Here is a 23,032-nt window from a genome sequence, read left to right on the forward strand (position 1 = left end):
TCACTCGGCGTCCGGCCGCGGCAGCTCGCGTCGCATCCTCACGAAACGGACGCCCACCCCGTTCGGCATGGTGTCGACGACGCGCTCCAACTCGCGAAAACCGCACTGCTCGTACAAGGGTACGCCGGGGAGGGTCGCCATCAGTTCGAGGGCCGAGAACCCCTCCGCGACTGCGGCCGCTATACAATGGTCGAGCATCTGCCGACCAATGCCCCGTCGCGCATACCGGGGGGAAACGAAGAACGCACGAATACGCGCTGCGTCGAGCTGTGGGTCGAGGAGCGGGGCCTCTTCCATCCGGCGCTGGTCCCCGCCGTACAACGCACCGCGTCGGCTCCAGCCGCCGCACGCCACGTCCGAACCCTCCAGCGACGCCACGAAGTAGGTCTGGTCGTCCACGAGCATCGTGTCCACGCCAAAGACGTACCGAATCGCGGCGTCTGTTTCCTGCTCGGTGTAGAAGCCCGCGCTGAGGGCAGCGGCGGATTCGCGAATCAGGGCGTTGAGCGCAGGAATGTCCGCGCGGGTCGCGTAGCGAAAAAGAAGGTCAGCCAGATCGCCCTCGGCGCAGGGGTCGCCGCAAGCTATGCCGGTTGGCCGGGCTCCGGCATTGGTGGAGTGGCCGCTCGTTCGCCGCGCATTACGCCGAGCACGGCCACCAGGAGCGCACCTGCGAGTGCGGCGCTACCGACCATCGGCCAGGTGCCGCGTCCGAAGACCCCACCCAGGAGAGAGCCCCCGGCCACTCCGGCCACCGCGCCCAGGGCCGTGTTCAGGCGGGGACCAAGGCTCCGGCGGGGACGGAGCATCGACGCCAGATGGCTTCCGACGACCCCCGCGATGACCTGAAGTCCAATGGCCAGGGGATTCACGTGAGCCCGCGCCTCATTTGCATTCAACCTCTCCGCTGGGGCGCGTGCCAGTCGCACGGCCCACGTACATGTCACAGAATACGCCGGGGAGCGCCGTATGTGTCGCTTGGGCGTCGTAGCCGGCGGTGAGGTCCACGGAACTGATCGACACCTGTACCTGACTGGTAGGGCTCCAGTCCAGCTGCGTGGTGTCCGTGGAATACCGCTGGTTCTCCGCCCAGAACCCCTCTTCCGCAATCCGCAGCTCGGCCAGGTCTGCCGTCATCGTCGCCTTGAACCCCCTGGCCTTGGCGTCCTGCCAACGGCCGTACCCGATACCCGCCAGGATGGAGATGACCAGCATGACCAACAGGAGTTCAATGAGTGTCAGGCCGTGACGAGGTCGCATCGGAGGGGGGTAGGCGCCCCACGAAGGTAAACGAAGGCCAACAAAAAAGGCCCCGCCCGGAGGCGAGGCCAAATCCTGGCGGACTCGGACTACGGCGTCACACCGGCGGCCGCACCGCCGGACACCGAGGTGCAGACGATGTCACCGGAGGCGAAGGTCGTGGCGTCCTTGCCGACGGAGGTCGAGCACGAAAGCGATGGGGCAAGGAGATGGGTCGCCGTGGCAGTGAAGCCACCGAACAGGTCCGAGGACGCCAGGGCAAGCTTGATCTCGGACGAGCCGTTCCAGTCGAGCTGGGTGGTATCGGCCGTGTACGCCTGGTTCTCGGCCCAGAACGCCTCCTGTGCGACGCGGAGGGAGCCAAGCTCGGATTTCATGGTCGCGAGAAACGCTCGCTCCTTGAACTGGCGGTAGCGCGGGACCGCCACCGCCGTGAGGATCCCGAACATCGTGAGGGCGATGAGGATCTCGACAAAAGTGAAGCCGGCCGTTTTGCGTCGCATGTTGCCTCCCGTTACCGATGTGATTCGCAGATTGGGTGCCATGGTGTCCTGGCTCACATAAGCTCGGCCGATCTGGCCCCTGCTTTAGCCCCCGGAGGGGCCGAAACAGGAGAAGCGGACCTACTGACCGGTATCGGGGGAGCGAGGTACAACAACTGTCGGCCAGTTTGACCGGAGCGGATCGATCGCGGCCGCAGCGGCGCGACGAGGTGTGGTGGCCCGGCCGCCGGGGCTCAGGCGGGGGATGGCTGAAACCCTGACAGGAGCCCGCGCGTTGTATGCAAGCACCTGCTTGCTTTGATTCCCCAGCGGCAGCCCAAGCTCCTAAACCCGCATCACGCGCATGCATCAACCGGCCACCAGCCACCAGCTCCGTTCCTCGTGTCCATAGTCAGCCGCGACAAGCTTCTCGAGGCTGCCGCCCAGGTATTTGCCGAGTCGGGATTTCGAGGGGCGACCACGCGTCGCATCGCCGAAGTCGCCGGGGTCAATGAAGTGACCCTGTTTCGGCTGTTCGGATCGAAATCGCAACTGCTCACCGAGGCGATGGCCTGTGTGCATCCGCAGGGGTGCGTCTGTGCGCTCCCCGCGCAACCGGGTGATGTGGAACAGGAGCTCGTCGAGTGGTCGGAGTCGCACCTCGCGTTCATGCGGGGCATTCGGACCGTGATTCGCCGTACCATGGCCGAGCTCGATGAACACCCGGAGATGCGAAGCGTGATCGCCGAGGCCAAGGCGCCGTACCTGCACCAGTTGTTTGAGTACGCCAGCAAGGTCCGGCCGCCGGAGACCCCGGCGGATGCGGACACGCTCAGGACCGCCTGTGCCATGCTGTCGTCGGCGATCTTTGCTGACGCGTTAGGCAGGGACGTGGTGCCCGCGGCGTATCCGGAGCCGGAGGCGCAGGCGGCGCGCAAGTATGTCGAGGTGTTCTTGATCTTCCTCGGCATCCAACGGTCGGCGACGGTCGCCCAACGTCTGGAGGGAGCAGTCAAGTGACTCATCCGCAGCGCACGTGCGTGGCACACCCTCAGTCATCGTACCTCATTCGTCATATGAAAATTCCCTCGTTGCTGGGCGCCGTGGTCCTCGCGTTGGTCATTCCTTCCCTCGGCCGCGCGCAAGGCGCGCGCACGCTTTCCCTGGACGAGGCACTGCGCCTGGCCGAGGCCCAGAGTGAAGCGATGCGCATTGCGCAGGCCGGCGTACGCCGGGCCGACGGCCAGGTGCTGCAGGCCAGGTCGCAGTACTTGCCCCAGGTCAGCGGAACGGCCGGGTATACACGAACGCTCGCCACGCAGTTCTCCGCCTTCAACACGGCGCCGCCGCCCGTTCCGGCGACGGAGCCTGCCGTTCCCGCGCGCGATACGACGACCTACTTCCAGCCCTGTTTGCGATACCTGGCGCCTGCTGGCGCGACGGACGCCGACCGGGTCCGTGGCCTTGAGCGTTTCTCGCGGTGCACCCAGAGTGGCGGGGGGCTGGACTTTTCACGCGTCGGCTTCGGCGCGCGCAACCAGTACCAGTTCGCCGTGAATGGCGCGGTCACCCTCTACTCTGGTGGCCGTGTGCAGGCCCAGCATCGCGCGGCGCAGGCCGGCCGACGTTCGGCTGACATCGAGGTGGCGTCGCAGCGGGCGCTCATGGCGCTGCAAGTGACGGAGGCGTACTACGACGCGGCGCTGGCAGATCGCCTGGTCGCCATCGCGGAGTCGTCGCTGGCACAAACCGAGGGAACGCTGCGGCAGACCACCCTGGCCCGCCAGGTCGGCAACCAGAGCGAGTTTGAACTCCTCCGCGCGAGGGTGACGCGGGACAACCAGCGCCCGGTGTTGATCCAGCGTCAGACGGACCGCGATCTGGCCTACCTGCGCTTGCAGCAACTGCTGAACCTGCCGTACGGTGAACCCGTGCGGTTGACGACGCCGATCGACGATGCCGCCGTGACGCCGATCGCGCAGGTGGCAAACGTGGCGCTGCGCGGGGCCGCACCGGATACCAGTGCCTCGTCGCGGGCCACGGTGCGCCAGCTGGACGAGAACGTGCGGGCATCGGAGGCACAGCTGGCCATAGCAAAGAGCGAGTGGATCCCGACGGTGAGCTTGAGTAGCGCGTACAGCCGGGTGGGCTTCGGGACGGGGATTCCCAGCTGGGGGTCCTTCCTGAACAACTGGACCGTTGCCCTCGGAGCATCCTTTCCGTTGTTTGTTGGCGGGCGCATCAAGGGGGAACAGCTCATCGCGCAAGCCGGCGTGGACGAGGCGCGAGCGCGCCTCGAGCAGACGCGTGAGCTGGCCGCCCTGGATGCGAGACAGTCCGTCTTCCAGCTGCAGCAGGCCGAAGCGGCCCTGAATGCGAGTCAGGGGACGTCCGAACAGGCCGCCCGGGCCTACAGCATCGCGGAAGTGCGGTTTCGCGAGGGGATCTCCACCCAGCTGGAGTTGTCGGAATCGCGACTCCTGCTCGAACAGGCGGCTGTCAACCGCGCCCAGGCGGCGCGCAATCTTCAGGTGGCCCGGATGCGGCTCGCCCTGTTGCGCGACCTGCCGCTCGGGGCGGCCGGGAGCTTTGGCGGCGGCGCCGGGGCTGCGGCCGGTGGATTCAGCGGGGCGACGGGTGGTGCCCCGTCAGGTGGAGTGCAGGCACCGCAACAAGGTGGCTCGCGGGCGGTTCCGACGGCCGCCACCTCGCAGATTCCGCAGTAACCCAACGACGACAACCAACTTTCCTGAACATGTTGACCTATCGAGTAGTGGTGGCCGGTGTCGCGTTGGGCGCGTTGGCGGCGTGTGGCGGGCCCGAAGCGGCGGCGAAGGATGCGGCCGAGGCGGCGACCCCGACCACGATGAGTGTGGGGCCGGAGAACATCACCGTGGTGAGCCGTGAGATGGTCTCGAGTGGGCCGTCCATCAGCGGGTCACTGGCGGCCGAGCGAGAGGCCACCGTGCGCGCCGAGGTCCCGGGTCCCGTGGTGCAGACGATGGCGGACCAGGGGAGTCGGGTGGCGCGTGGCGCCCTCCTGGCTCGGATCGATGACCGCACGATGCGCGATGCGTTTCTCTCGGCGCGTGGCGGGGTGAATACGGCGCAGAGCAGCCTCAACATGGCGCAGCGGGAGCTGGACCGCTTCACCAAGCTGAAGGATGCAGGTGCGATCAGTGACCGGGAGTTCGAGAGCGTGCGCTGGAACCATGAGGCGGCGCAGTCGCAGCTGGCGGATGCGCAGGCCCGCCTGACGCTGGCGCAGAAGCAGCTCGACGACGCCCAGGTGCGGGCCCCGTTTGGTGGCATCGTGAGTGCGCGCACGGCCAATGCCGGCGACGTCGTGTCGCCAGGGACGGCGATGTTCACGATCATCGATCCGTCCAGCATGCGGCTCGAAGGGTCGGTGGCCGCCTCCCAGCTGGCGTCGGTGCGCGTGGGCGTCCCGGTTCGCTTTCACATCAGCGGCTACCCCGACCGGAGCTTTGAGGGGCGGGTGACCCGGATCAACCCGGAGGCCGACGCCACCACCGGCCAGGTCAAGGTCATGGTCTCGATCCCGAACGCACGTGGTGGTTTGGTTGGTGGCTTGTTTGCCGAGGGGCGCCTGGCCACGGACAAGCGCGAGGGGCTTACCGCGCCAGCCACGGCGGTGGACATGCGCGGGCTCCGGCCGGCGGTCATGCGCCTCAAGGGCGGGCGCGTCGAGCGGGTGGAGGTGAAGGTGGGACTCAAGGACGAGGACAGCGAACGTGTCGAGATCGTCGAGGGCATCGCCCTTGGCGATACGCTGCTGGTGGGTGCGGCGCAGGGGATCTCTGCCGGGACCCCTTTAAAGGTGTCTGCCCCTTCTGATGCGAAGGCCACCCCCGAGGCGCCCGCCGCGGCCGCCCCGAAGAACTGACCAGGACACCTCCTCATGTTCATTTCCGATTTTGCCATCAAGCGCCCGGTCATCACCATCGTCGCGATGCTGGCCCTCGTCGTCGGGGGCATCTTTGCCCTGTTCAAGCTGCAGACCGACGAGTTCCCCGACGTGCAGCCTCCGTTTGTCACGGTGGGTCTGATTTATCCGGGCGCCTCGCCGGACGGCGTGGAACGCGAGGTGCTCGATCCCGTCGAGGAGGCCTTGTCCTCCATCACGGGGGTCAAGCGTGTGAACGGGTCGGCGCAAGACGGCTTTGGCCAGGTCTTCGTCGAGTTCCAGTTCGAGAAGCCGCTGCAAGAGGCGACGCAAGACATTCGCGATGCGATCTCGAGCATTCGGCAGGACCTGCCGCCAGAACTCGAGGAGCCGATCATCCGCAAGGTCAGCGACACCGATCGTCCGATCGTGTCCCTCGCGGTCTCATCCGTGAACCTGTCGTCCGCCGAGCTGACCCGGCTCGTGGATCCGGGGATCACGCGCGAGTTGCGCTCGATCCCGGGGGTTGCCGAGGTCACGGTGCCCGGCAAGGTCGAGCGCGAGCTGACCGTACAGATCCGTCCCGACGCAATGCAGGCTGCCGGTGTGGGGGTCTCACAGATCGTGCAAGCGCTACAGCTGCAGAACCTCGCCGCCCCGGTCGGACGCGTGAATGGTGCGCAGGACGAGCGGTCCATTCGCTTGAAGGGGCGACTGGAGCGTCCCGAGGAGTTCGCGAACATTGTGGTGGCTGAGCGCAATGGACAGTTGATCCGCCTGGGACAAGTGGCGGACATCGTGGATGCCACCGAGGAACCGCGCACGATGGCGCTGTTCCAGTCGCGCGACACGCAGGGCGCACGCGAAGCCGTGGGCGTCGACATCAAGAAGGCCAAGGGGTACAGCACCACCGAGGTGGCCGATCAGATCCTGGAACGGGTGCAGAAGATCACCGTGCCGGCCGGGACCAAGATCGACGTGGTAAAGAACAGCGGCGTGAACGTGACGGCCGCGGTGCGCAATGTGGAGGAGTCGCTGATCGAGGGCGCGCTGCTCACGGTGCTCGTGGTCTTCCTCTTTCTGAATAGCTGGCGCTCGACGGTCATCACCGGGCTGGCCCTGCCGGTGTCTGTGCTCGCCGGGTTTATCGCGGTCTACGCCCTCGGCTACAACCTGGAGACGATGTCCCTGCTCGGGTTGTCGCTCGCGATCGGTATCCTGATTGACGACGCCATCGTGGTGCGCGAAAACATCGTGCGACACGTGGAGATGGGGAAAGACCACTTTACGGCGGCGCGCGAGGGGACCGCGGAGATCGGGCTTGCGGTCGCGGCGACCACCTTCTCGATCCTCGCCGTCTTCATCCCGATTGGCATGGTCTACGGGGTGACCCGGCAGTGGATGGGTCCGTTCGCCCTGACGATGGCTTGTTCGGTCGCGGTCTCCCTGTTCGTGTCCTTCTCGCTGGACCCGATGCTGTCCGCCTACTGGCCGGACCCGCATCGCGAAGAGCACGAGAAGGCCTGGATCACGAAGAAGCTGGATACGTTCAATGCCTGGTTCAACCGGATGGCGCTCCGGTACAAGGGCGTGATCGCCTGGGCGCTGGATCACCGGGCGGCGGTGGTGGTGATCGCGATGGGGACTTTCTTTGGATCGTTTGTCCTCCTGCCGACCGGGCTGGCCGGATTCCTGGCCGTGATGGCGGGGATTCTCGTGGCCGTGATCGGGCTCACCGTGGTCAAGCAGCGATTCCTTCGCCTGCTGGCCGTCCCGCTGGGGCTGGTCGTCGCGCTTGGCCTGTCACGCGTGGCTCCGCAGTTCATGAATGTCGGGTTCGGCTTTTTCCCGACAGATGACAACGGCGAAGTGAACATCAACGTCGAGACGCCGCCCGGCTCAAACCTTGACTACACGCGCCTCAAGACGGAGGAGGTGGGGCGGATCCTGATGACCCATCCCGAGGTGCGCTACATCTATTCGACCTTGGGTGGTGGGGATGCCGGAGCGGTGGATATAGCCAAGCTGTACGTGAAGATGACGAGCAAGGACGAACGCGACATGGACATCGAGGAGTTCGCGGCGGTCCTGCGGGGCGAGCTGGCCGCCGTCGGGGGAGCCACCGTGGCCGTGTTCACGACGGACTTCGGTGGGGGGCGCAAGCAGGTCCTGATCGAGGTGCGGGGCAATGAGACCGAGGCCCTGAACGCCTTCGCACAGCGCGCACTCGCGGCCGTGCGCGCCGTCCCTGGGGCGGTGGACGTGGCGCTCTCCTCCAAGGGGCAGCGACCGGAGCTGAACGTTGAGATGAACCGGGGCCTCGCCGGGTCGTTAGGGCTCACCGTGGGCCAGGTGGCACAATCGCTGCGGCCTGCCTTTGCCGGCATCGACGCCGGCGACTGGCAGGATCCCAGTGGGGAGATGCGCGACGTGGTGGTTCGCCTCTCGCCGGAGGCCCGTCGTCGTGTCGCGGACCTGCGGCAGTTGCCGCTGGTGGTGCAGGGACCGAATGGGGTTCCCGCCACCCTGCCACTCAGCCAGGTGGCCACGATTACCGAGGGGATGGGACCCGCGGTCATCAATCACTTGAATCGGGACCGGGTCGTGAACGTGGAGTTCAATACCTCGGGGCGGTCGATGGGTGAGGTGACCAATGACGCCATGGCTGCGCTCACTGCACTGAATGCCGGTGAGGGCATTCGCGTCTCGACTGGCGGCGAGGCCGAGCAGCAGGCCGAGGTGTTCAACCAGATCTTCATCGCCCTCGGGATCGCCGTGGGCCTGATGTACATGATCCTCGTCATCCAGTTCGGGTCCTTCCTGGATCCACTGGCCATCATGTTGTCGCTGCCGCTGTCGCTGGTGGGCGTCTTCCTGAGCCTCTCGCTGACCGGCAACACCGTCAACATCATGAGCCTCATCGGCGTGATCCTGCTCATGGGGATCGTCGCCAAGAATGCCATCCTGCTCATCGATTTCGCCAAGTGGGCGCGCGAGAAGGATGGGATGCCCCTTCGGGAGGCGCTGATCGAGGCGGGGGCCATCCGGCTGCGTCCGATCCTGATGACGACCTTTGCCCTCATCGCGGGGATGATTCCCACGGCGATGGGGAGCGGGGAAGGGTCGGCCTTCCGTGCACCGCTGGGGATTGCCGTGATCGGTGGCGTTCTGACCTCGACCTTGCTCACCCTGATCGCAATCCCGACATTTTACGAGATTCTGGACGAGATGCGGTCCTGGTTCGCGAACAAGTTCGGGGTGAAGGTGTCCCAGAAGACCGGGGAACATCGAGCCATCGGGCTGGCGCCGGGGGACTGAACCTTGCTGTCCCGGGCCCACAAGACGACTCCTGCTCACGACCTATGAGACACACAGCGCTGTTCGCGGCATTGACCCTCACGTTGGCCCAGGCTGCCCGCGCCCAGGACGACGTGCCACGGGGCTTTCAATTCGTCGGGTTCAACATCCTCAGTGGATATGACTGGGAGATGCCGGACCCGCTGGACCCGACGGCCAAGCCTCCGAAGAACGAGATCCCCGCGACGGTGAAGGCCCTCGATGGGAAGATGGTCTACCTCAAGGGGTTTATGCTGCCGCTGGACCTGGACGCCCAGGGGGTCACGAAGTTCATGCTGAACGCGAGCATCGACATGTGCTACTTCGGGGCACCGGTCCGGCTCAATGATTGGATCATGATCTCGATGAAGCCGGGGAAGAAGGCGAAGTTCACACACCTGCCGACTGGTGTCTGGGGGCGACTGGAGGTTGGGGAAGAGGTGCGGAATGGCCGCATCGTGTCGATCTACCGGCTGACGGCCGAGGACGCGAAGACCGAAGGCGGGGCGTGACCGTCCGGACGTAAGTGGTGCCGAGGGGCGGGACGCGAAGGCGTTCCGCCCCTTCGTCGGTGGCCCACTGGCAATCCGCTGTTCACCCCGCAGCTTTCACCGACTCTCCTGCCGCCGTCCGAGACGCATGCCCCTTCGCTATCCGTGGTCGCGCTACTCCGACGAGAAGCTCATGCGGATGCGTCTCAAGGACCTGGGGCTTACGATCGAGGGGACGCACCTGCAGCCGCTGATCGACAAGCTCCACGAGGAGCTGGTGGCCCGAAACATCCAGCTTCGCCCGCACATCTGGCTGTCCTCCGAGTGGTTTTCGCCGGCTGGTGTCCCGGGGTTTGCCCTCCCGTTCTACCTCGCCCACAAGCGGTTGCGACGCCTGGAGCGCAGCCAGTTCCTGGACGTGGAAGGCGCGTCAAACGCCGACTGCCTGCGCATCATGCGCCACGAGACCGGACATGCCCTCCAGCACGCGTACCAGCTGCATCGGCGCCGGAGGTGGCAGGAGGTCTTTGGGAAGTCCTCCAAGAAGTACCCGGAGTACTACCGGCCGAACCCGGCCTCCAAGCGGTACGTGCAGCACCTCCGGCTCTGGTACGCGCAGAGTCATCCGGACGAGGATTTTGCCGAGACGTTTGCGGAGTGGCTGCGGCCGCGGTCTGATTGGCGCAAGCGATACGCCGGCTGGCCCGCGCTCAAGAAGCTGGAGTACGTGGATGCCCTGATGTCGGAACTGGCGGACCAGAAACCGGCGGTCACCGCTCGGCGGGTGGTCGAGCCGTTGCATCGGTTGCCGCAGACGCTGGGCGATCACTATCGCGAGCGTCGTCGCAAGTACACCGTGATCTACCCCAACATCTACGATGCGGACCTGCGGCGCCTGTTTTCGGACCAGCCGCACCATCGGCGGCGCGAAGCGGCGTCCTCCTTCCTCCGACGGCATCGGGGGGAAGTGCGCCGACTGGTGGCCCGATGGACGGGTGAGTACCAGTACACGCTGGACACCGTGCTGGGGAACATCATCGGGCGCTTGAGTCACCTGCAACTGCGCGTGGTCGGCAGTGAGCGCCAGGTCGTCACCGATTTTGCCGTGCTGCTTACCGTAAAGACCATGCACTTCCTGTACGAGCAGGGACGACGCGACTGGATCGCGCTCTGAGATGGCCCCGCGACGCCTGAAGGTCCTGCTGCTCACTGACCCGCGGAACCTCCCGCCGGACGACATCGCCACGCTGCCGCCCGACGAGGCCGCACGCTATCGCACGGAGTGGGACGTGATCCGCACGCTGCGAACGATCGGTCACGACGTGCGCCCGCTCGGCGTGTACGACGAACTGCGGCCGATCCGGCAGGCGATTGACGACTTCGCGCCAGACATTGTCTTCAACCTCCTGGAAGACTTCGCGTCCAACACACTCCACGGATACAACGTCGCCGCATTCCTCGAGTTGCTCCGCGTGCCGTACACGGGGTGCAATCCCCGCGGCCTGTTTGTCTCCGGGGAGAAGTCGCTGGCCAAGAAGGTGCTGATCTACCATCGCATTCGCGTACCGGCGTTCCATGTCTTTCCGGTGGGGCGCAAGGTGCGCCGGCCGCGGGCATTGGCATTTCCCCTCATCGTGAAGAGCCTCACGGAGCATTCGTCGCTCGGGATCTCCCAGGCGTCGCTCGTCCACACGGATGAGGATCTCGCCGAGCGGGTCGCCTTTGTGCATCGCCGGATTGGCACCGATGCCCTCGTGGAGCAATTCATCACCGGACGCGAGCTGTACGTCGGCGTGCTGGGGAACGATCGGCTGATCGCCTTTCCCCCGCGCGAGCTGGTCTTCGAGAAGGCGTCACCGGACATGCCGGTGATCGCGACCGCCCGTGCGAAGCACAACCTGGAATACCAGCAGCGCTATGGGATCGAGCAGCGAGGCGCCGATGCCCTCCCCGCCGAGGTGGCCGCGACGATCGGGCACTTGAGCAAGCGCATCTACCGGACGCTTGGGCTGACCGGCTACGCGCGGTTGGACTACCGGCTGAGCCCGGAGGGACACCTCTGGTTCCTGGAGGCCAACCCGAACCCGGACCTCACGGAAGGGGAGGAGTATGCGTCGGCGGCGCGCGCCTGGGGGCTCGAGTACCCCGAGTTGCTGGGCCGCATCCTCGGGCTGGGCCTGCGCGCGACCGACGGGGGCGATTGAGCTGGATGCTTGAGGCACTGTGGGCCTATGTCACCCTGGGCGTGTCCGTTGCCGTGACGCAGGAGCTGGGGGCGTTGGTCGGCGGGTTTGCCGCCGAGCAGGGACACCTGCGGCTGGTGCCAGTGGTGCTGGTGAGCGCGGTCTCCGTTTTTGTAGAGTCGCTTCTGCTGTACGGCGTTGGCCGATGGCGGGCCGCCTGGGTCCGGTTACGGCTCCGGCGATCGCCACCGGTCGTGCGCAAGCTCCTCACGGCGATGCGCTGGAACCCGTGGCGGAGCACCGTCATTTCACGTTTTGCCTTTGGCGCCCGCATTGCGCTACCTATGGCCTGCGGTGCCGCGCGCGTCCCGCCGTGGATCTTCGCCACCGGGATGGCGGTCGCGTCGTTCGCGTGGGCGGTGGTGTTTGTCGGGCTGGGCTGGGTCTTCGGGCAGGGGGCGGTGTTGGTGGTGGGTGAGGTCCGCCGGTTTGAGGGGCCGATCGCGGCGGTCCTGGTCGCGGCGGTTGTGATTGCCTTTGTTGTGCTCAAACGCCGGCAGCGCCGGGCCATTGCTCAGGACGCCGGCTCGGGACCACCGCCCTGAACGGAAGAGGTCGAGGCCGGCCCCAGCACGATGAGCGCCACGCCGGCGACGATGACGGCGGCCGCAGCCATGATGCGAGCGGTCAGCGGTTCCCCGCCCACCGCAGCACCAATCGCCACCGCGACCACCGGGTTCACAAAGGCGTACGTCGACGCGCGGGCGGGCGTCGCATGGTGCAACAGGTAGACGTACGCGGTGAATCCGCCTAACGAGGCGAACACGACCAGGAACCAGAAGCCGAGCCAGGACCGCATCGTGAAGGCGGCGACGTCGACGGCGGCGAATCCGCCCAGGAGGCCAGTCAGGACCAACAGCGACGTACCACCACCGACCATCTGCATCCCGCTGACCAGCTGCGAGGACGTGGGCCGCGGACCGCGTCGGCCGCGGAGGGAACCCCACGCCCAGAGAAACGTCCCGAATACCACCGCGCCCGCGGCCACCGGGTCGATGGCATCACTCCCCAGCAGTTGTCGCGGCCCCACGAGGAGCGCGATGCCGAACAGGCCGAGGGCGATCCCCGGGATCACTCCCCGCGCTGGTCGGTGGGATCGGTCGTGCCACCATTCCATGAGCAGCATCCACGCTGGAGTCGTTGCGACGAGCAAGGCGGCGACCCCGGAGGGGATTCGCTTGATCGCAAACGCGACGGCGGCATTCGATCCCATCAGCGCCATGCCGACCACCGTCGCTGCTTGCCACTCGGCGCGCGTGGGGCGCGCGGGCGTTCGCGCGAAGGTGTACGCCACCAGGACGAGCCCCGCCAGGAGGTAGCGCCCGCCCGCCATGGGAAGGGGAGGCATGGTCTCGACCGCAACCTTCATCCCCATGTACGACGAACCCCAGACGAAGTACACCGTGGCGTAGGCCAGGAGGAGTCGTCCCCGCGGCTCCGCTACTGCCATCGAAAGAGCCGGAGCGCGAGGCCAAAGCTCACCACCAGCCAGGCACCGAGGATCGCGAGTTCACCGCTGACTCCCGCGAGCCCGGCACCCTGCAACATGTTGAGGCGGAGCGCATCGACCACCGCGGTCAGGGGGAGCGCCTGCACCACGGGCTGGACAAGGTCAGGGAATCGCGTCGCCGCGAAGAACACGCCGGAGCCCACCCACATGGGCACCATGACCAGGTTCATCAACCCACTGGCCCCCTCCACGGTCCGCGCCCGCGCGGCAATGAGCAGCCCCAGTCCTCCAAACGACAGTGTGCCCGTCAGCACCACCAGGGCAAACGCCGTGAGCGGCCCACGCAGGGGAACCCCAAAGGCGAAGTGCCCAAACGCAACGATCGCCACCACCTCGATGATCATGAGGCCCAGGCGCATCAGGAGGAACGAGGCCAGAAAGTGCGTGCGCCGCATGGGGGTCGCCACGAACCGCTTGAGCAGCTTCTTGCGCCGCGCATCGACGATGGCGAACCCGATTCCCCAGATGCCGCTCCCCATGAGGTTCATCGCCAGCAGGCCGGGGAGGACGAAGTCGACATACCGCGAGCCGGGTTCGGCGACGTTGACGTCCTGCGTGGCCACCGGTCGCGACGCCCCCCGCGCGCGTTGGATGGCCCGGTCTGCCAGGAACTGCGCTTGACGTGACTCGGGCCGTGCCTGGTCATAGCGATACTCGACGCTCGTTGGCCCGGTGGGCACGATGACTAGTGCCGCCGTGCCAAGCTGCAAGGCTCGGTCGGCTTCCGCCGCGGGAAGCACGGTGCTTGCCAACAGGGACTCGGCGGATACGGCGCGCTGCACCTCCGCTGATCCGGGCGCTCCATCGACCACGGCAACGCGGGTGACTTCAGGGGGACGGCTGCGGAAGGCGATTCCCAGCCCGGCCGTGAGCAGGATCGGGAAGAGAAACGACCAGAAGACGGCTTCCGGTTCCCGGAGGAACTCCAGGAACCGCACGCGCGTCAGCTCGAGGAGGGGGGAGGGGGGCCGTTCTGACATAAGGTCGGGTAGGTCCTATGGCGCCGGGGCCCGCGTCACTCCTGCAAGGGTGAGCTGCGCCACGGCACCTGAGGGAGAAAAGGTACATGGTTGCGCGGGACGCGCCGACGCGTGTTGAGGGCGTGAGGGGGGACGAGGCCGACACCGGTAGGGGCCGTGGCGCGTGCGCCGTGTCGGGGGGGAGGCCGGTGGAGGCGCCACGGCTGAAGGTCAGGATCGGACCACGATCGGGCGGCATGCAATCGGTGAAGGACCACGGACGGAGCCACCTGAAGATGACGGAAGACGACCACGAATCCTCCGAGGGCCCTGACGCTCGTGCGAGTCGTCGCGCGTTCCTTGGCATGGGCGCGGCGGCCATCGCCACGACGGCTGCGGCCACCCGTGACCTGGAGGCCCAGCAGCCCCCGCGCCGTCGCGCCGACATCGGGAGTCTCACGGATCGGCTCGGCCAGCAGGCCCACTGGCGATCGACCGAGCTGCGGCTCCTGCGGCGGATCACGATGGGGATCACCCCAGCCGAGGTCGCGCGCATCGGCCAGCTGGGGTTCACGAACTTCCTCGAGGAGCAGCTCAACGCGGGGGCGATTGACGACACGGCGACCGAGGCCGTCCTCCAGGCGCGCTACCCGGCGTTCTACTACACGCAGGCCCAGCTCCTCGCACGGGACTCCGTCTTCTGGGACCAGTGTTCGCGTCCGATCATGCGCGCGGTGATCGAGCGTGCCGTGACCTCACCGCGGCAGCTGGAGCAGCGCATGGTCGAGTTCTGGGCGGACCACTTCAATATCCCACTCTCGACCCCGCGCGTCGTGGACTATCGCGACGTGCTCCAGCGGTATGCCCTGTCCACCTTCGGTGAGCTGGTCCGGGCGAGCATGCGAAGCACGGCGATGCTCATCTACCTCGACCAGGTGTGGAACACGAAATACGGGATCAACGAGAACTATGCCCGGGAGTTGATGGAGCTGCACACGGTCGGTTGGGACGGCGGTTACACGCAGGCAGACGTGAATGCGCTCGCTCGCGTGCTGACCGGGTGGACGATGGACAGCAACCGCAACTTCCAGTACCGGGCGGACTACCATGACTTTGGCGCAAAGGTGGTCATGGGGCAGAATTTCCCGGCGCGGCCGCCGGCGGTGGGTACGGCCGGGATGGACGAGGCCATGAACTTCGCCGAGTACCTGATCCGGCACCCGGCGACAGCGCGCTTCGTGTCCACCAAGCTGTTGAAGTGGTTCATCCGTCCCGACCCGACCCCGGCGCAAGTGACCGCCGCCACGCAGGCGTTCACGGCGTCGAACGGCGATATCAAGACGGTGCTGCGCGCGATCCTGACCCCGGCGAACATCGCGACCGCTCCGGCGAAGTTGAAGCGTCCCTTTCACTACTATGTCTCCGTGGTGCGCGGGACTGGGGCGGTGCTCGACGCCTGGCCGGATCCCACCCAGTGGGACGGCGTGACCGGGCACCTGTGGGACAATGCCCATGCGCCGTTCAGCTGGCAGACCCCGGATGGATTTCCGGACAAGGCGGACTACTGGGCCGGCCTGATGGTGAATCGCTGGAACGCGGTGTCATCGGTCCTTGGCAACTGGTCGGGAAACACGCCGGGGCGTTATCCCCGGTTTGTCTCATCTCTCTACCTCGGCACCCCAACCCCCGCGGGGGTGGTTGCCGAGATCGACCGCCGGATGTTCGCCGGCGAGATGTCGCCAGCGCTGCGGAGTGAGCTGCTGGCCTCGTTTGGGGCGTCCACGACGGCGAATGCCACGCAGGCCACGCTGGCGGTCCACCTGGCCGCCTGCTCCCCCGAAGCGCAGTACTACTGACCCCGACGAGGTTCCATGACCGATTCCCATGACACCTGCGGGTGTGGCGAGTATCGAGCGCTGTCGCGGCGTGGCTTCATGGCGACCGCGGGGGCGAACCTGGCGGCGTTGTCGCTGCCGGCCTGGCTGCCCGATGTCGCCTATCGCGAGTCCGAGGACACCACGCGCGACGTGATCGTCTCGATCTTCATGCGGGGCGGCGCCGATGGATTGACCCTCGTCGCCCCGTTTGGCGACCCGCTCTACTACACCGGACGCCCCACGATCGCCGTGCCGCGCCCGGACTCGTCGTCCCCGGTTCGTGGGGTCGCGCTGGACAACTTCTTCATGTTCCCCCAGGGGATGCTCGGGATGTACCCGGCGTACCAGGCGGGTGACCTGGCCGTGATCCATGCCACGGGACAGCGCTTCACGACGTCACGCTCGCACTTCGAAGCCGAGCGATACATGGAGGCGGGCAAGCCCAACGACTACAGCCTGGTGACCGGCTGGCTGGCGCGGCACCTCGCGACCTCAACACCGGCGCGCGCGAACGCCCCCTTGCGGGCGCTGGCGTTAGGCTGGGGTGGTACGCGCCTCACCCTCACGGGGGCGCCGAAAACCCTGCCGATCCCGGTGCCGGGGAGCTACAACCTGGTCACCCCGGTGGGCGCGCAGTTGGACCGACTCTACGCCGGGGCGTGGGCCCCGGCCCGGAGCGCGGCGCGCGACGGGATCGCCACCGTGAACCTGCTCAAGTCCATCGACTTCCGCGGGTATCGTCCGGCCAACGGCGCCACCTACTCCAACACCGATTTCAACCAGGGGCTCCGCTCGCTGGCCGCGTTGATCAAGGCCGACGTCGGCGTGGAGGCGGCGCACCTGGACATTGGCGGCTGGGACACCCATGCGAACCAGGGGCCGACGTCCGGCCAGATGCACCAGCTGATGACCGACTTCGCCAACGGGGTCGGGGCCTTCTGGGCCGACGTCGCGAAGGCACCGACCAACTATCGCGTGACCCTGGTTGCGATCTCGGAGTTCGGGCGCAACGCGCGGGAGAACGGGTCGATGGGCACGGATCACGGGCGCGGCAGCGTGGCGTTTGTCCTGGGTACGGCCATCGCCGGCGGGCGCGTCCTCGCGCAGTGGCCCGGGTTGAGCCAGGACGTGCTCGAGGATGGCCAGGACCTCAAGGTCACCATGGACTACCGCGACATCCTCGCCGAGGTGGTGACGCAGCGGCTGGGGAATCCCAACCTCTCCTACATCTTCCCCGGGTATACCCCGGTGATTCGAGGGATCACCAAATGAACGGTTCTGCCCCACGCGCCCTTTCGTTGGCGTGTGCCGCCCTGTTGGTCACCGCCTGCGAGGGGCCGATGGGTCCCGCCGGACCGGCGGGCCCCGCCGGGCCCACCGGTGCGCAGGGTCCCACCGGAGCCACCGGGACGACCGGCGCCACCGGGCCTACGGGACCGCAGGGTCCATCGGGGCCTCAGGGACCGACAGGCCCGACCGGACCCCAGGGACCCGCAGGGATCCCCGGGCCTGTGGGGACGATCGCACGCATTGACCTGACTGGGACTTTCGATGCGACCGGCACAGTTAATCTGCCGCTGCCGGTGAGTGCTGTGGCGAACAACAAGTTGCCGTTCATTGCGTGTTACGTGAGCGTGGATCGCCAGACCTGGATCTCGGTCTCCCAAGTGCCCCTGGGTCCGGATGATACCTACTGCGGAATTACCGGTGCGCAAACCACCACACCGGCGATCACGCTCATCAACGGCGTGCCGGGCCAGTTCTATTACATCGTGGCGATGTGGTGATGTGGGTGCGTGCCCGTGCGGACGATGACGCGCCCCGCGTGAGACGGAACGCCCGGCGAGGGACGCCGTCCGCTCGGCGCGGGGGAAACGTCGGGCGAGCGGGATACCCACGGGGACTCGGAGCCCTCCTCGGTGTGCTGCTCGCCGCGTGTGGTGGCGACAAGGCCCCGGGACCGCTCCCGCCCCCGCTCGCGATTGACACGACCACGGCGATCCCCGCCGTAGTGGGGGAGGCCTTTGCGCATACGTTCACCGCCACTGGTGGCAACGGCACCTATGTCTGGTCGATCGGTGACGGGGCACTGCCACAGGGCGTCGGCCTGTCGCCCGCCGGTGTACTCTCCGGGACACCAAACGCGGTGGAGCAGCGGGCCCTTACGGTGCGTGTGACAAGCGGTGCGACCAGTGCCACACGCGGGGTCACGTTGGCCGTGGACTATCCGCCCGTGGTGTTCACGACGGCCACGCTGCCGGTGGCGACGTGGGGCCGGGCGTACTTCGCCTTGTTGCAGGCCTCGGGAGGCACGCCCGGGAGTGTGACCTCGTGGTCGCTGGGGGGCGGCACACTTCCCACCGGGGTGACCCTTGCCTCGAGCGGGAGCCTCGGCGGGATCCCGACCACGCTCGGCCCACACCCTGTCCGGCTCCGGGCCACCCGCGGCACACGCAGCGCGGAGTTGGACCTGCAGGTCCGCGTGGACGCGCCGCCCCTGGTCATGGAAACCACGACGTTGCCGGATGCGCGCGCCGGGTACCTGTACCTCGTGAACCTGCAGGCCACCGGCGGCGTGGGCGCGTACGCCTGGCGCCTGACGGGTGGGCGCCTGCCCACCGGGCTGACCTTCGCCGCGGACGGGACGATCAGCGGGACCCCGGTGGGCGAGGACTCCGTGGGAGTGTCGGTCGAGGTGACAAGCGGTACGCAGCTGCTCACGCGGGCCCTGGGGCTGTTGGTCGAGCCGGAGACCTACCCGGCCACGGCGCTCGTTACGATGCCGGGTGACGTCTTCTCGCCGTTCCTCATCCGGGTGCGACCCGGCGGCACGGTGACCTGGCGCTTCGGTGCCGCGCAGCACAACGTGATTTTCGCGCCAGCACCCGGTGCACCGGCGAACATCGACATTGTGTCGAGCGTCGACGTCAGTCGCACCTTCCCGCGGCCCGGGGAATACCGCTACGACTGCACGATCCACCCGGGGATGGCGGGACGGGTCGAGGTGCGATAGCCGGCGAAAGGCGGCCTCGTGGTGGCGGCTGGGGTTCCGCGTGCAAAGGATTGGGGGCACTCTGTTGTATGAGGATCGTTGACCCCTCTCTCACCGTTCCCACACCATGCCTGACGCCGAAAGCCCCTATGCAACGCAACTCGCCAACATCGAGGTGCGTACGGGAAAGACCCTTGCCGAACTCGCACAGATCGTCGCGGCGAGCGGGTTGGAGAAACACGGCGAGATCCGTGACATGCTCAAGTCCACCCTCGGGATGGGCCATGGCGACGCCAACACCCTGGTCCACCACCTCAAGCAGTCAGCGGCTCCGCCGCCGTCATCCGCGGACCCGGCCGACGAGATCTACGCCGGTCCAAAGGCGGACCTCCGGCCGATCCACGACGCCCTGATGCGGGCCATCCGCGCGTTCGGTGACTTTGAGGTCGCGCCCAAGAAGGGCTACGTCAGCCTCAGGCGCAAGAAGCAGTTTGCCATGTTCGGCCCCACCACGAAAACGCGCGTGGACCTGGGGATCAACGCCAAGGGGCTCGTCGGCGATGATCGGTTGCTCGTCATGCCGCCAGGTGGCATGTGTCAGTACCAGGTGCGCCTCACCACGGCCGACGACGTGACCTCCGACGTGATCGCCTGGGTACGGCAGGCGTACGAGGCGGCCGGCTGATCGCATGCGTTCGCTCGCGTGAGGGGCGCTGTGCCGTGGGCCGCCAGTCCCCGACCACGCCCCGTGCCTCATCGCGCGACGCACGGGGCGCCGCGCGGCATGATTCAGCCCGAGTTGCCCTCGCGCAGCGCGCGCCCGGTCAGCGAGACGAAGACGTCTTCCAGGGTGGGCGAGTGGGTCCGGAGCTCCACGATGCGCACCCCCTGCTGGCTGGCCAGCTGCAACAGCGCCGGCAGCGTGTCGTGCGCCGCGGTGACCTGCAGCGTCCAGGTCGCGGCATCACGTCGCGCGCAAAGGACCCCGGGGAGGTGCGCGAGCGCGTCTGGGGGAAGTGTCGCGCCATCCCCGACCGTCACCTCCACAACTTGCTCCGCGCCTAACGAGCGAATCAGGTCCCGCGGAGTGCCGAGCGCGATCACCCGGCCTCGGTCGACGATCGCCATGCGGTCACACAACCGCTCTGCTTCGTCCATGTAGTGCGTGGTAAGCATGATCGTGCGTCCCATCTGGCGCAAGCGATCGACGAGGGTCCACAACTGCCGCCGCGCCTGTGGATCCAACCCGGTGGTGGGTTCGTCCAGGAACAACAAGTCGGGGTTGCCGACCAGGGCACAGGCAATCGACAGGCGTTGCCGTTGGCCGCCCGACAATCCGCCAACCCGCGCATTCCGCTTCTCCTCCAGCTGGACGAGTCCGATGACCTCGTCGGCGCTCCACCCCGCGGAGAAGAACGACCGGAAGAGCCGGACGACTTCCCGGACGGTGAGCTTGTCCGAATACTGGGTCTCCTGCAGCTGCACGCCGAGCCGTTGGCGCAGGACCATTTCATCCGTGGCCCAGGAAAGCCCCAACACGCGAACGTCGCCCTCGTCCGGCCGCTGGAGCCCTTCACAGATCTCGAGCGTCGTGGTTTTCCCTGCCCCGTTCGGTCCGAGGAGTCCGAAACACTCACCGGCCGCCACTTCGAGGTCGAGGCCGTCGACGGCCGTGACCTCGCCGAAGCGCTTGCGAAGGCCGAGCACCTGCAGGGCAAGGGTGGGAGACGGGTGCACGACCGAATTCTAAGGGGTGTGCGCGGCTCCTCGCTGCCGCCTCGCCCGGGTGGCAGCTACATTCGGAGCATGCAACGGAAGAAGGCGTTGGAGCTCAGGGAACAGTGGGGCGCGAAGCCATGCGACCACCCGGACTTCGCGCGCGAGTACGACCACGGCGAGCGCACGGGCAACTATTGCTGCACGCAGTGCGGGGCATCGATCTCGTTTCGCGAGCGTGGTGAGATTCTCGCCGCTCGGGCCACGGGCGCACCGTCCCGCTCCGGCCCCACTGGGGCGTAGCGCCGCAGCCTGGTGAACGTGCGTGGGGCGGGCACACCCGTGTCCCGGTGTACCCGCCCCGCGGCCCAGCCAGTGCGACCTACTTTCCGCTCGCCTTGGAGACGTTGAGCCCCAACGCGGTCCACGGGGTGAGTGGCGCCGCCATCCGCCGCCCGGTCGTCGAGATCGGCGTGATGTCAATTGTGGCGACCGCCGACAAGACCTTGGTGTTGGTCAGGTCGAGGTAGAGCGGGAAGTCATTCGGGCCCGGGATCAGGACGGATGAACAGGCCATGGTGAGGTCCGTCAGTCCGCTCGTGATCTGGTGTGCACGAAGTGAGGTGGGGGCCACGGTGTTGTAGCCACAGTCGACCGCACCGCCGGTGTTGGTCATGACCGCCCCCATGTCGAGCAGGAACTGGTTCTCCAGGGCGATCCCCGATGGCGGATAGTATCCCTGCCACTCGCCGATGAAGACCACGCGGCCACCCTCGTCGGCGAACTGCTTGAGGGCATTCACCTCGTCGACGGTGAAGGCGACGTTCGGCGTCCAGAGCCAGATCTCCTTCCAATTGGCACCGCTGGCGGCGATCAGGTCATCAAGGTCGTCGCCATTGCTGGCGATGTCGACCATGGTAAACCCAGCGCCGCTGATGGTGCTGCGCGTGGTGCCCATGTTGGAGTCGTTGCATTCGTCATTGCCGAGGGGGCCGCACGTTGCGACGCGCCCCCGATCCCACACGATCTGCGTGTTGGCGCCGCGCGGTCCGCTCGTGGTGAAGTTCACCAGGTTCTGCACGAGCTTGACGTTGTTGGGGTTCGACATGGCATTGGCATCAAAGACATTGATGTCGTTGAAGACGACGATGTCTTTGCCTGGCGGCGGGGGCGGCGGGGAGCCGCAGCGCTGCACCTGATGCTCGAAGTACTCGTGTGGAGCCGGCGGGTTGATGTCGGCACCGTCGCCCCAGGCGACGCCACGATGGGTCCCGCGCGCCAACAAGGCAATCGCGGCGATCGCCAGGTCCTGTCCCGGCACACCGCCGACCGCGGCCAGCGGAATGGTGTACTGGTACGTCACGACCGTGGGGTTGTGCGCGGTCTTGTACGGGAAGCCGACGACGCGGGGCGTACCACCCGGGGTGAGCGGGATGCCGGACGCGTCGGCGCCGGCCCAGACAAACGACTCGCGCAATCGCCACTCGCTGGCGAGGTCCGCGCTGAACGCCACCACGAGATCGGTCGCGTCGTTCCAGGCGGACACGGTCCCAATCGTGGACGACGGGTTCATCAACTCGAACTCCACGGTGGTGACCGTCCCGCACACCTGCGCGGTGGAGAGGTCAAACGCCCCGCGCCGCAACTCGGGCGTGTCGGGGGAAGTGATCGGCGTGTCGCTGCATGCGGCCAGCCAGACGGCGCCGAGCACCGCGGCGCTACGGGACATCCAGGATCGAGCCATACGTACATCCTCCAATAAGGTGAGTGATGCGCGGCGCGGTCAGCGAAGCTGCTGACGGAGGCTCGGTGCGATGACGACGCGATCCAGCCACTGCTTCGTCACGCACGAGCGCGTCCACCCGACGTACCCATCCACCACCCTCGCGCCCGCCACGCAGTGATCACGCATGGGCAAGGTCCATACCAAAGGCGTTGTGCAGGAGGGGACTGTGGGATCCCACAGGGTCCTGCAGGGGAACCGCGGACCAGCACGTTAGAATTAGGCACGTTATGGCGAGTGGCAGGAACCGCGTGAGAAAAAGCACCCGCACGGCGCGTTGCTGCTTGGCAGAACATCGTCGAGCCCCCCCCCCGGCCTTCGCCCGTGTTGCCTGGTGCGCGGACGCAGCAGTTGCGCCACGGCGAGCCGGGACGCCGGCGCCCAGGTCGCGAGGTCCTCGGGGAGCGGTTGATCCCTGACGGCACGGGCCGCACGTTACCCCCACCTTCCCGGCCGCTGCCCGGGCCACAGCGTGC

At 67.1% G+C, this 23,032-nt stretch carries 21 protein-coding genes and 1 pseudogene; 14 read left to right on the plus strand and 8 right to left on the minus strand.

From position 1 onward, the window contains the following. The 4 genes from IPK85_10995 to IPK85_11010 all read right to left on the minus strand — a co-directional run bounded on the left by IPK85_10995 (position 1) and on the right by IPK85_11010 (position 1,763). The gene (locus IPK85_10995) at positions 1-555 is read right to left on the minus strand and encodes a GNAT family N-acetyltransferase (protein ID MBK8247909.1); all 555 of its coding nucleotides are present in this window, start codon (positions 553-555) and stop codon (positions 1-3) included. Between the two features lie 29 nt (positions 556-584). Beyond that, complete coding sequence (locus IPK85_11000; protein MBK8247910.1) at positions 585-872, minus strand: hypothetical protein; 288 nt, start codon at positions 870-872, stop codon at positions 585-587. 13 nt (positions 873-885) lie between these two features. Further along, a complete protein-coding gene (locus IPK85_11005) occupies positions 886-1,260 on the minus strand; it encodes a prepilin-type N-terminal cleavage/methylation domain-containing protein (GenBank protein ID MBK8247911.1) in 375 nt (124 codons plus the stop codon). An 89-nt stretch (positions 1,261-1,349) separates the two neighbouring features. After that, positions 1,350-1,763 (minus strand): prepilin-type N-terminal cleavage/methylation domain-containing protein, encoded by a 414-nt coding sequence (locus tag IPK85_11010; protein MBK8247912.1) that lies wholly within the window; start codon positions 1,761-1,763, stop codon positions 1,350-1,352. A 381-nt stretch (positions 1,764-2,144) separates the two neighbouring features. On the opposite strand from IPK85_11010, the gene IPK85_11015 reads away from it, so the two are divergent. The 8 genes and pseudogenes from IPK85_11015 (at position 2,145) to IPK85_11050 (ending at position 12,264) form a co-directional block, all read left to right on the plus strand. Further along, the gene (locus IPK85_11015; protein ID MBK8247913.1) at positions 2,145-2,762 is read left to right on the plus strand and encodes a TetR/AcrR family transcriptional regulator; all 618 of its coding nucleotides are present in this window, start codon (positions 2,145-2,147) and stop codon (positions 2,760-2,762) included. A gap of 56 nt (positions 2,763-2,818) precedes the next feature. Next, complete coding sequence (locus IPK85_11020; protein MBK8247914.1) at positions 2,819-4,468, plus strand: TolC family protein; 1,650 nt, start codon at positions 2,819-2,821, stop codon at positions 4,466-4,468. A 29-nt stretch (positions 4,469-4,497) separates the two neighbouring features. Continuing rightward, positions 4,498-5,649, plus strand: a complete 1,152-nt coding sequence (locus tag IPK85_11025; protein MBK8247915.1) for an efflux RND transporter periplasmic adaptor subunit — start codon at positions 4,498-4,500, stop codon at positions 5,647-5,649. Positions 5,650-5,664: 15 nt separating this feature from the next. Further along, a pseudogene (locus IPK85_11030) lies at positions 5,665-7,350 on the plus strand (efflux RND transporter permease subunit). Between the two features lie 1,661 nt (positions 7,351-9,011). Further along, complete coding sequence (locus tag IPK85_11035) at positions 9,012-9,497, plus strand: DUF3299 domain-containing protein (protein ID MBK8247916.1); 486 nt, start codon at positions 9,012-9,014, stop codon at positions 9,495-9,497. Positions 9,498-9,624: 127 nt separating this feature from the next. After that, positions 9,625-10,650 (plus strand): putative zinc-binding metallopeptidase, encoded by a 1,026-nt coding sequence (locus tag IPK85_11040; GenBank protein MBK8247917.1) that lies wholly within the window; start codon positions 9,625-9,627, stop codon positions 10,648-10,650. Position 10,651: 1 nt separating this feature from the next. Then, complete coding sequence (locus IPK85_11045; protein ID MBK8247918.1) at positions 10,652-11,680, plus strand: D-alanine--D-alanine ligase; 1,029 nt, start codon at positions 10,652-10,654, stop codon at positions 11,678-11,680. Positions 11,681-11,685: 5 nt separating this feature from the next. Continuing rightward, positions 11,686-12,264, plus strand: coding sequence for a VTT domain-containing protein (locus IPK85_11050; protein ID MBK8247919.1), 579 nt, complete (start codon positions 11,686-11,688; stop codon positions 12,262-12,264). Here IPK85_11050 and IPK85_11055 read toward each other — a convergent pair. Further along, positions 12,234-13,169 (minus strand): EamA family transporter, encoded by a 936-nt coding sequence (locus IPK85_11055; GenBank protein ID MBK8247920.1) that lies wholly within the window; start codon positions 13,167-13,169, stop codon positions 12,234-12,236. The genes IPK85_11050 and IPK85_11055 overlap by 31 nt on opposite strands. Further along, positions 13,160-14,209, minus strand: coding sequence for an ABC transporter permease (locus tag IPK85_11060; GenBank protein MBK8247921.1), 1,050 nt, complete (start codon positions 14,207-14,209; stop codon positions 13,160-13,162). The genes IPK85_11055 and IPK85_11060 overlap by 10 nt, the downstream gene beginning before the upstream one ends. 236 nt (positions 14,210-14,445) lie before the next feature. On the opposite strand from IPK85_11060, the gene IPK85_11065 reads away from it, so the two are divergent. From IPK85_11065 to IPK85_11085, 5 genes are all read left to right on the plus strand, one after another. Further along, the gene (locus IPK85_11065) at positions 14,446-16,044 is read left to right on the plus strand and encodes a DUF1800 domain-containing protein (protein ID MBK8247922.1); all 1,599 of its coding nucleotides are present in this window, start codon (positions 14,446-14,448) and stop codon (positions 16,042-16,044) included. Between the two features lie 15 nt (positions 16,045-16,059). Further along, a complete protein-coding gene (locus IPK85_11070) occupies positions 16,060-17,337 on the plus strand; it encodes a DUF1501 domain-containing protein (protein ID MBK8247923.1) in 1,278 nt (425 codons plus the stop codon). Next, on the plus strand, positions 17,334-17,852 hold the full coding sequence (locus IPK85_11075; GenBank protein ID MBK8247924.1) for a hypothetical protein: 519 nt from the start codon (positions 17,334-17,336) through the stop codon (positions 17,850-17,852). The genes IPK85_11070 and IPK85_11075 overlap by 4 nt, the downstream gene beginning before the upstream one ends. 134 nt (positions 17,853-17,986) lie before the next feature. Further along, the gene (locus IPK85_11080) at positions 17,987-19,078 is read left to right on the plus strand and encodes a putative Ig domain-containing protein (GenBank protein ID MBK8247925.1); all 1,092 of its coding nucleotides are present in this window, start codon (positions 17,987-17,989) and stop codon (positions 19,076-19,078) included. A 106-nt stretch (positions 19,079-19,184) separates the two neighbouring features. Further along, positions 19,185-19,742 (plus strand): DUF4287 domain-containing protein, encoded by a 558-nt coding sequence (locus tag IPK85_11085; protein MBK8247926.1) that lies wholly within the window; start codon positions 19,185-19,187, stop codon positions 19,740-19,742. A 104-nt stretch (positions 19,743-19,846) separates the two neighbouring features. On the opposite strand, the gene IPK85_11090 is transcribed toward IPK85_11085, so the two are convergent. Continuing rightward, positions 19,847-20,794 carry an ABC transporter ATP-binding protein gene (locus IPK85_11090; protein MBK8247927.1) on the minus strand — a complete coding sequence of 316 codons (948 nt, stop codon included), beginning with the start codon at positions 20,792-20,794 and terminating at the stop codon, positions 19,847-19,849. 69 nt (positions 20,795-20,863) lie between these two features. Between IPK85_11090 and IPK85_11095 the strand changes: the two genes are divergently transcribed. Next, positions 20,864-21,076: a hypothetical protein gene (locus IPK85_11095; protein MBK8247928.1), complete on the plus strand. Its 213-nt coding sequence runs from the start codon at positions 20,864-20,866 to the stop codon at positions 21,074-21,076. Between the two features lie 79 nt (positions 21,077-21,155). Here the strand turns inward: IPK85_11095 and IPK85_11100 are convergent, their stop codons facing one another. Beyond that, the gene (locus tag IPK85_11100; GenBank protein MBK8247929.1) at positions 21,156-22,517 is read right to left on the minus strand and encodes an ABC transporter; all 1,362 of its coding nucleotides are present in this window, start codon (positions 22,515-22,517) and stop codon (positions 21,156-21,158) included. Between the last annotated feature and the right edge of the window lie 515 nt (positions 22,518-23,032).

Source organism: Gemmatimonadota bacterium (assembly GCA_016712265.1).
Lineage (GTDB): Bacteria > Gemmatimonadota > Gemmatimonadetes > Gemmatimonadales > Gemmatimonadaceae > RBC101.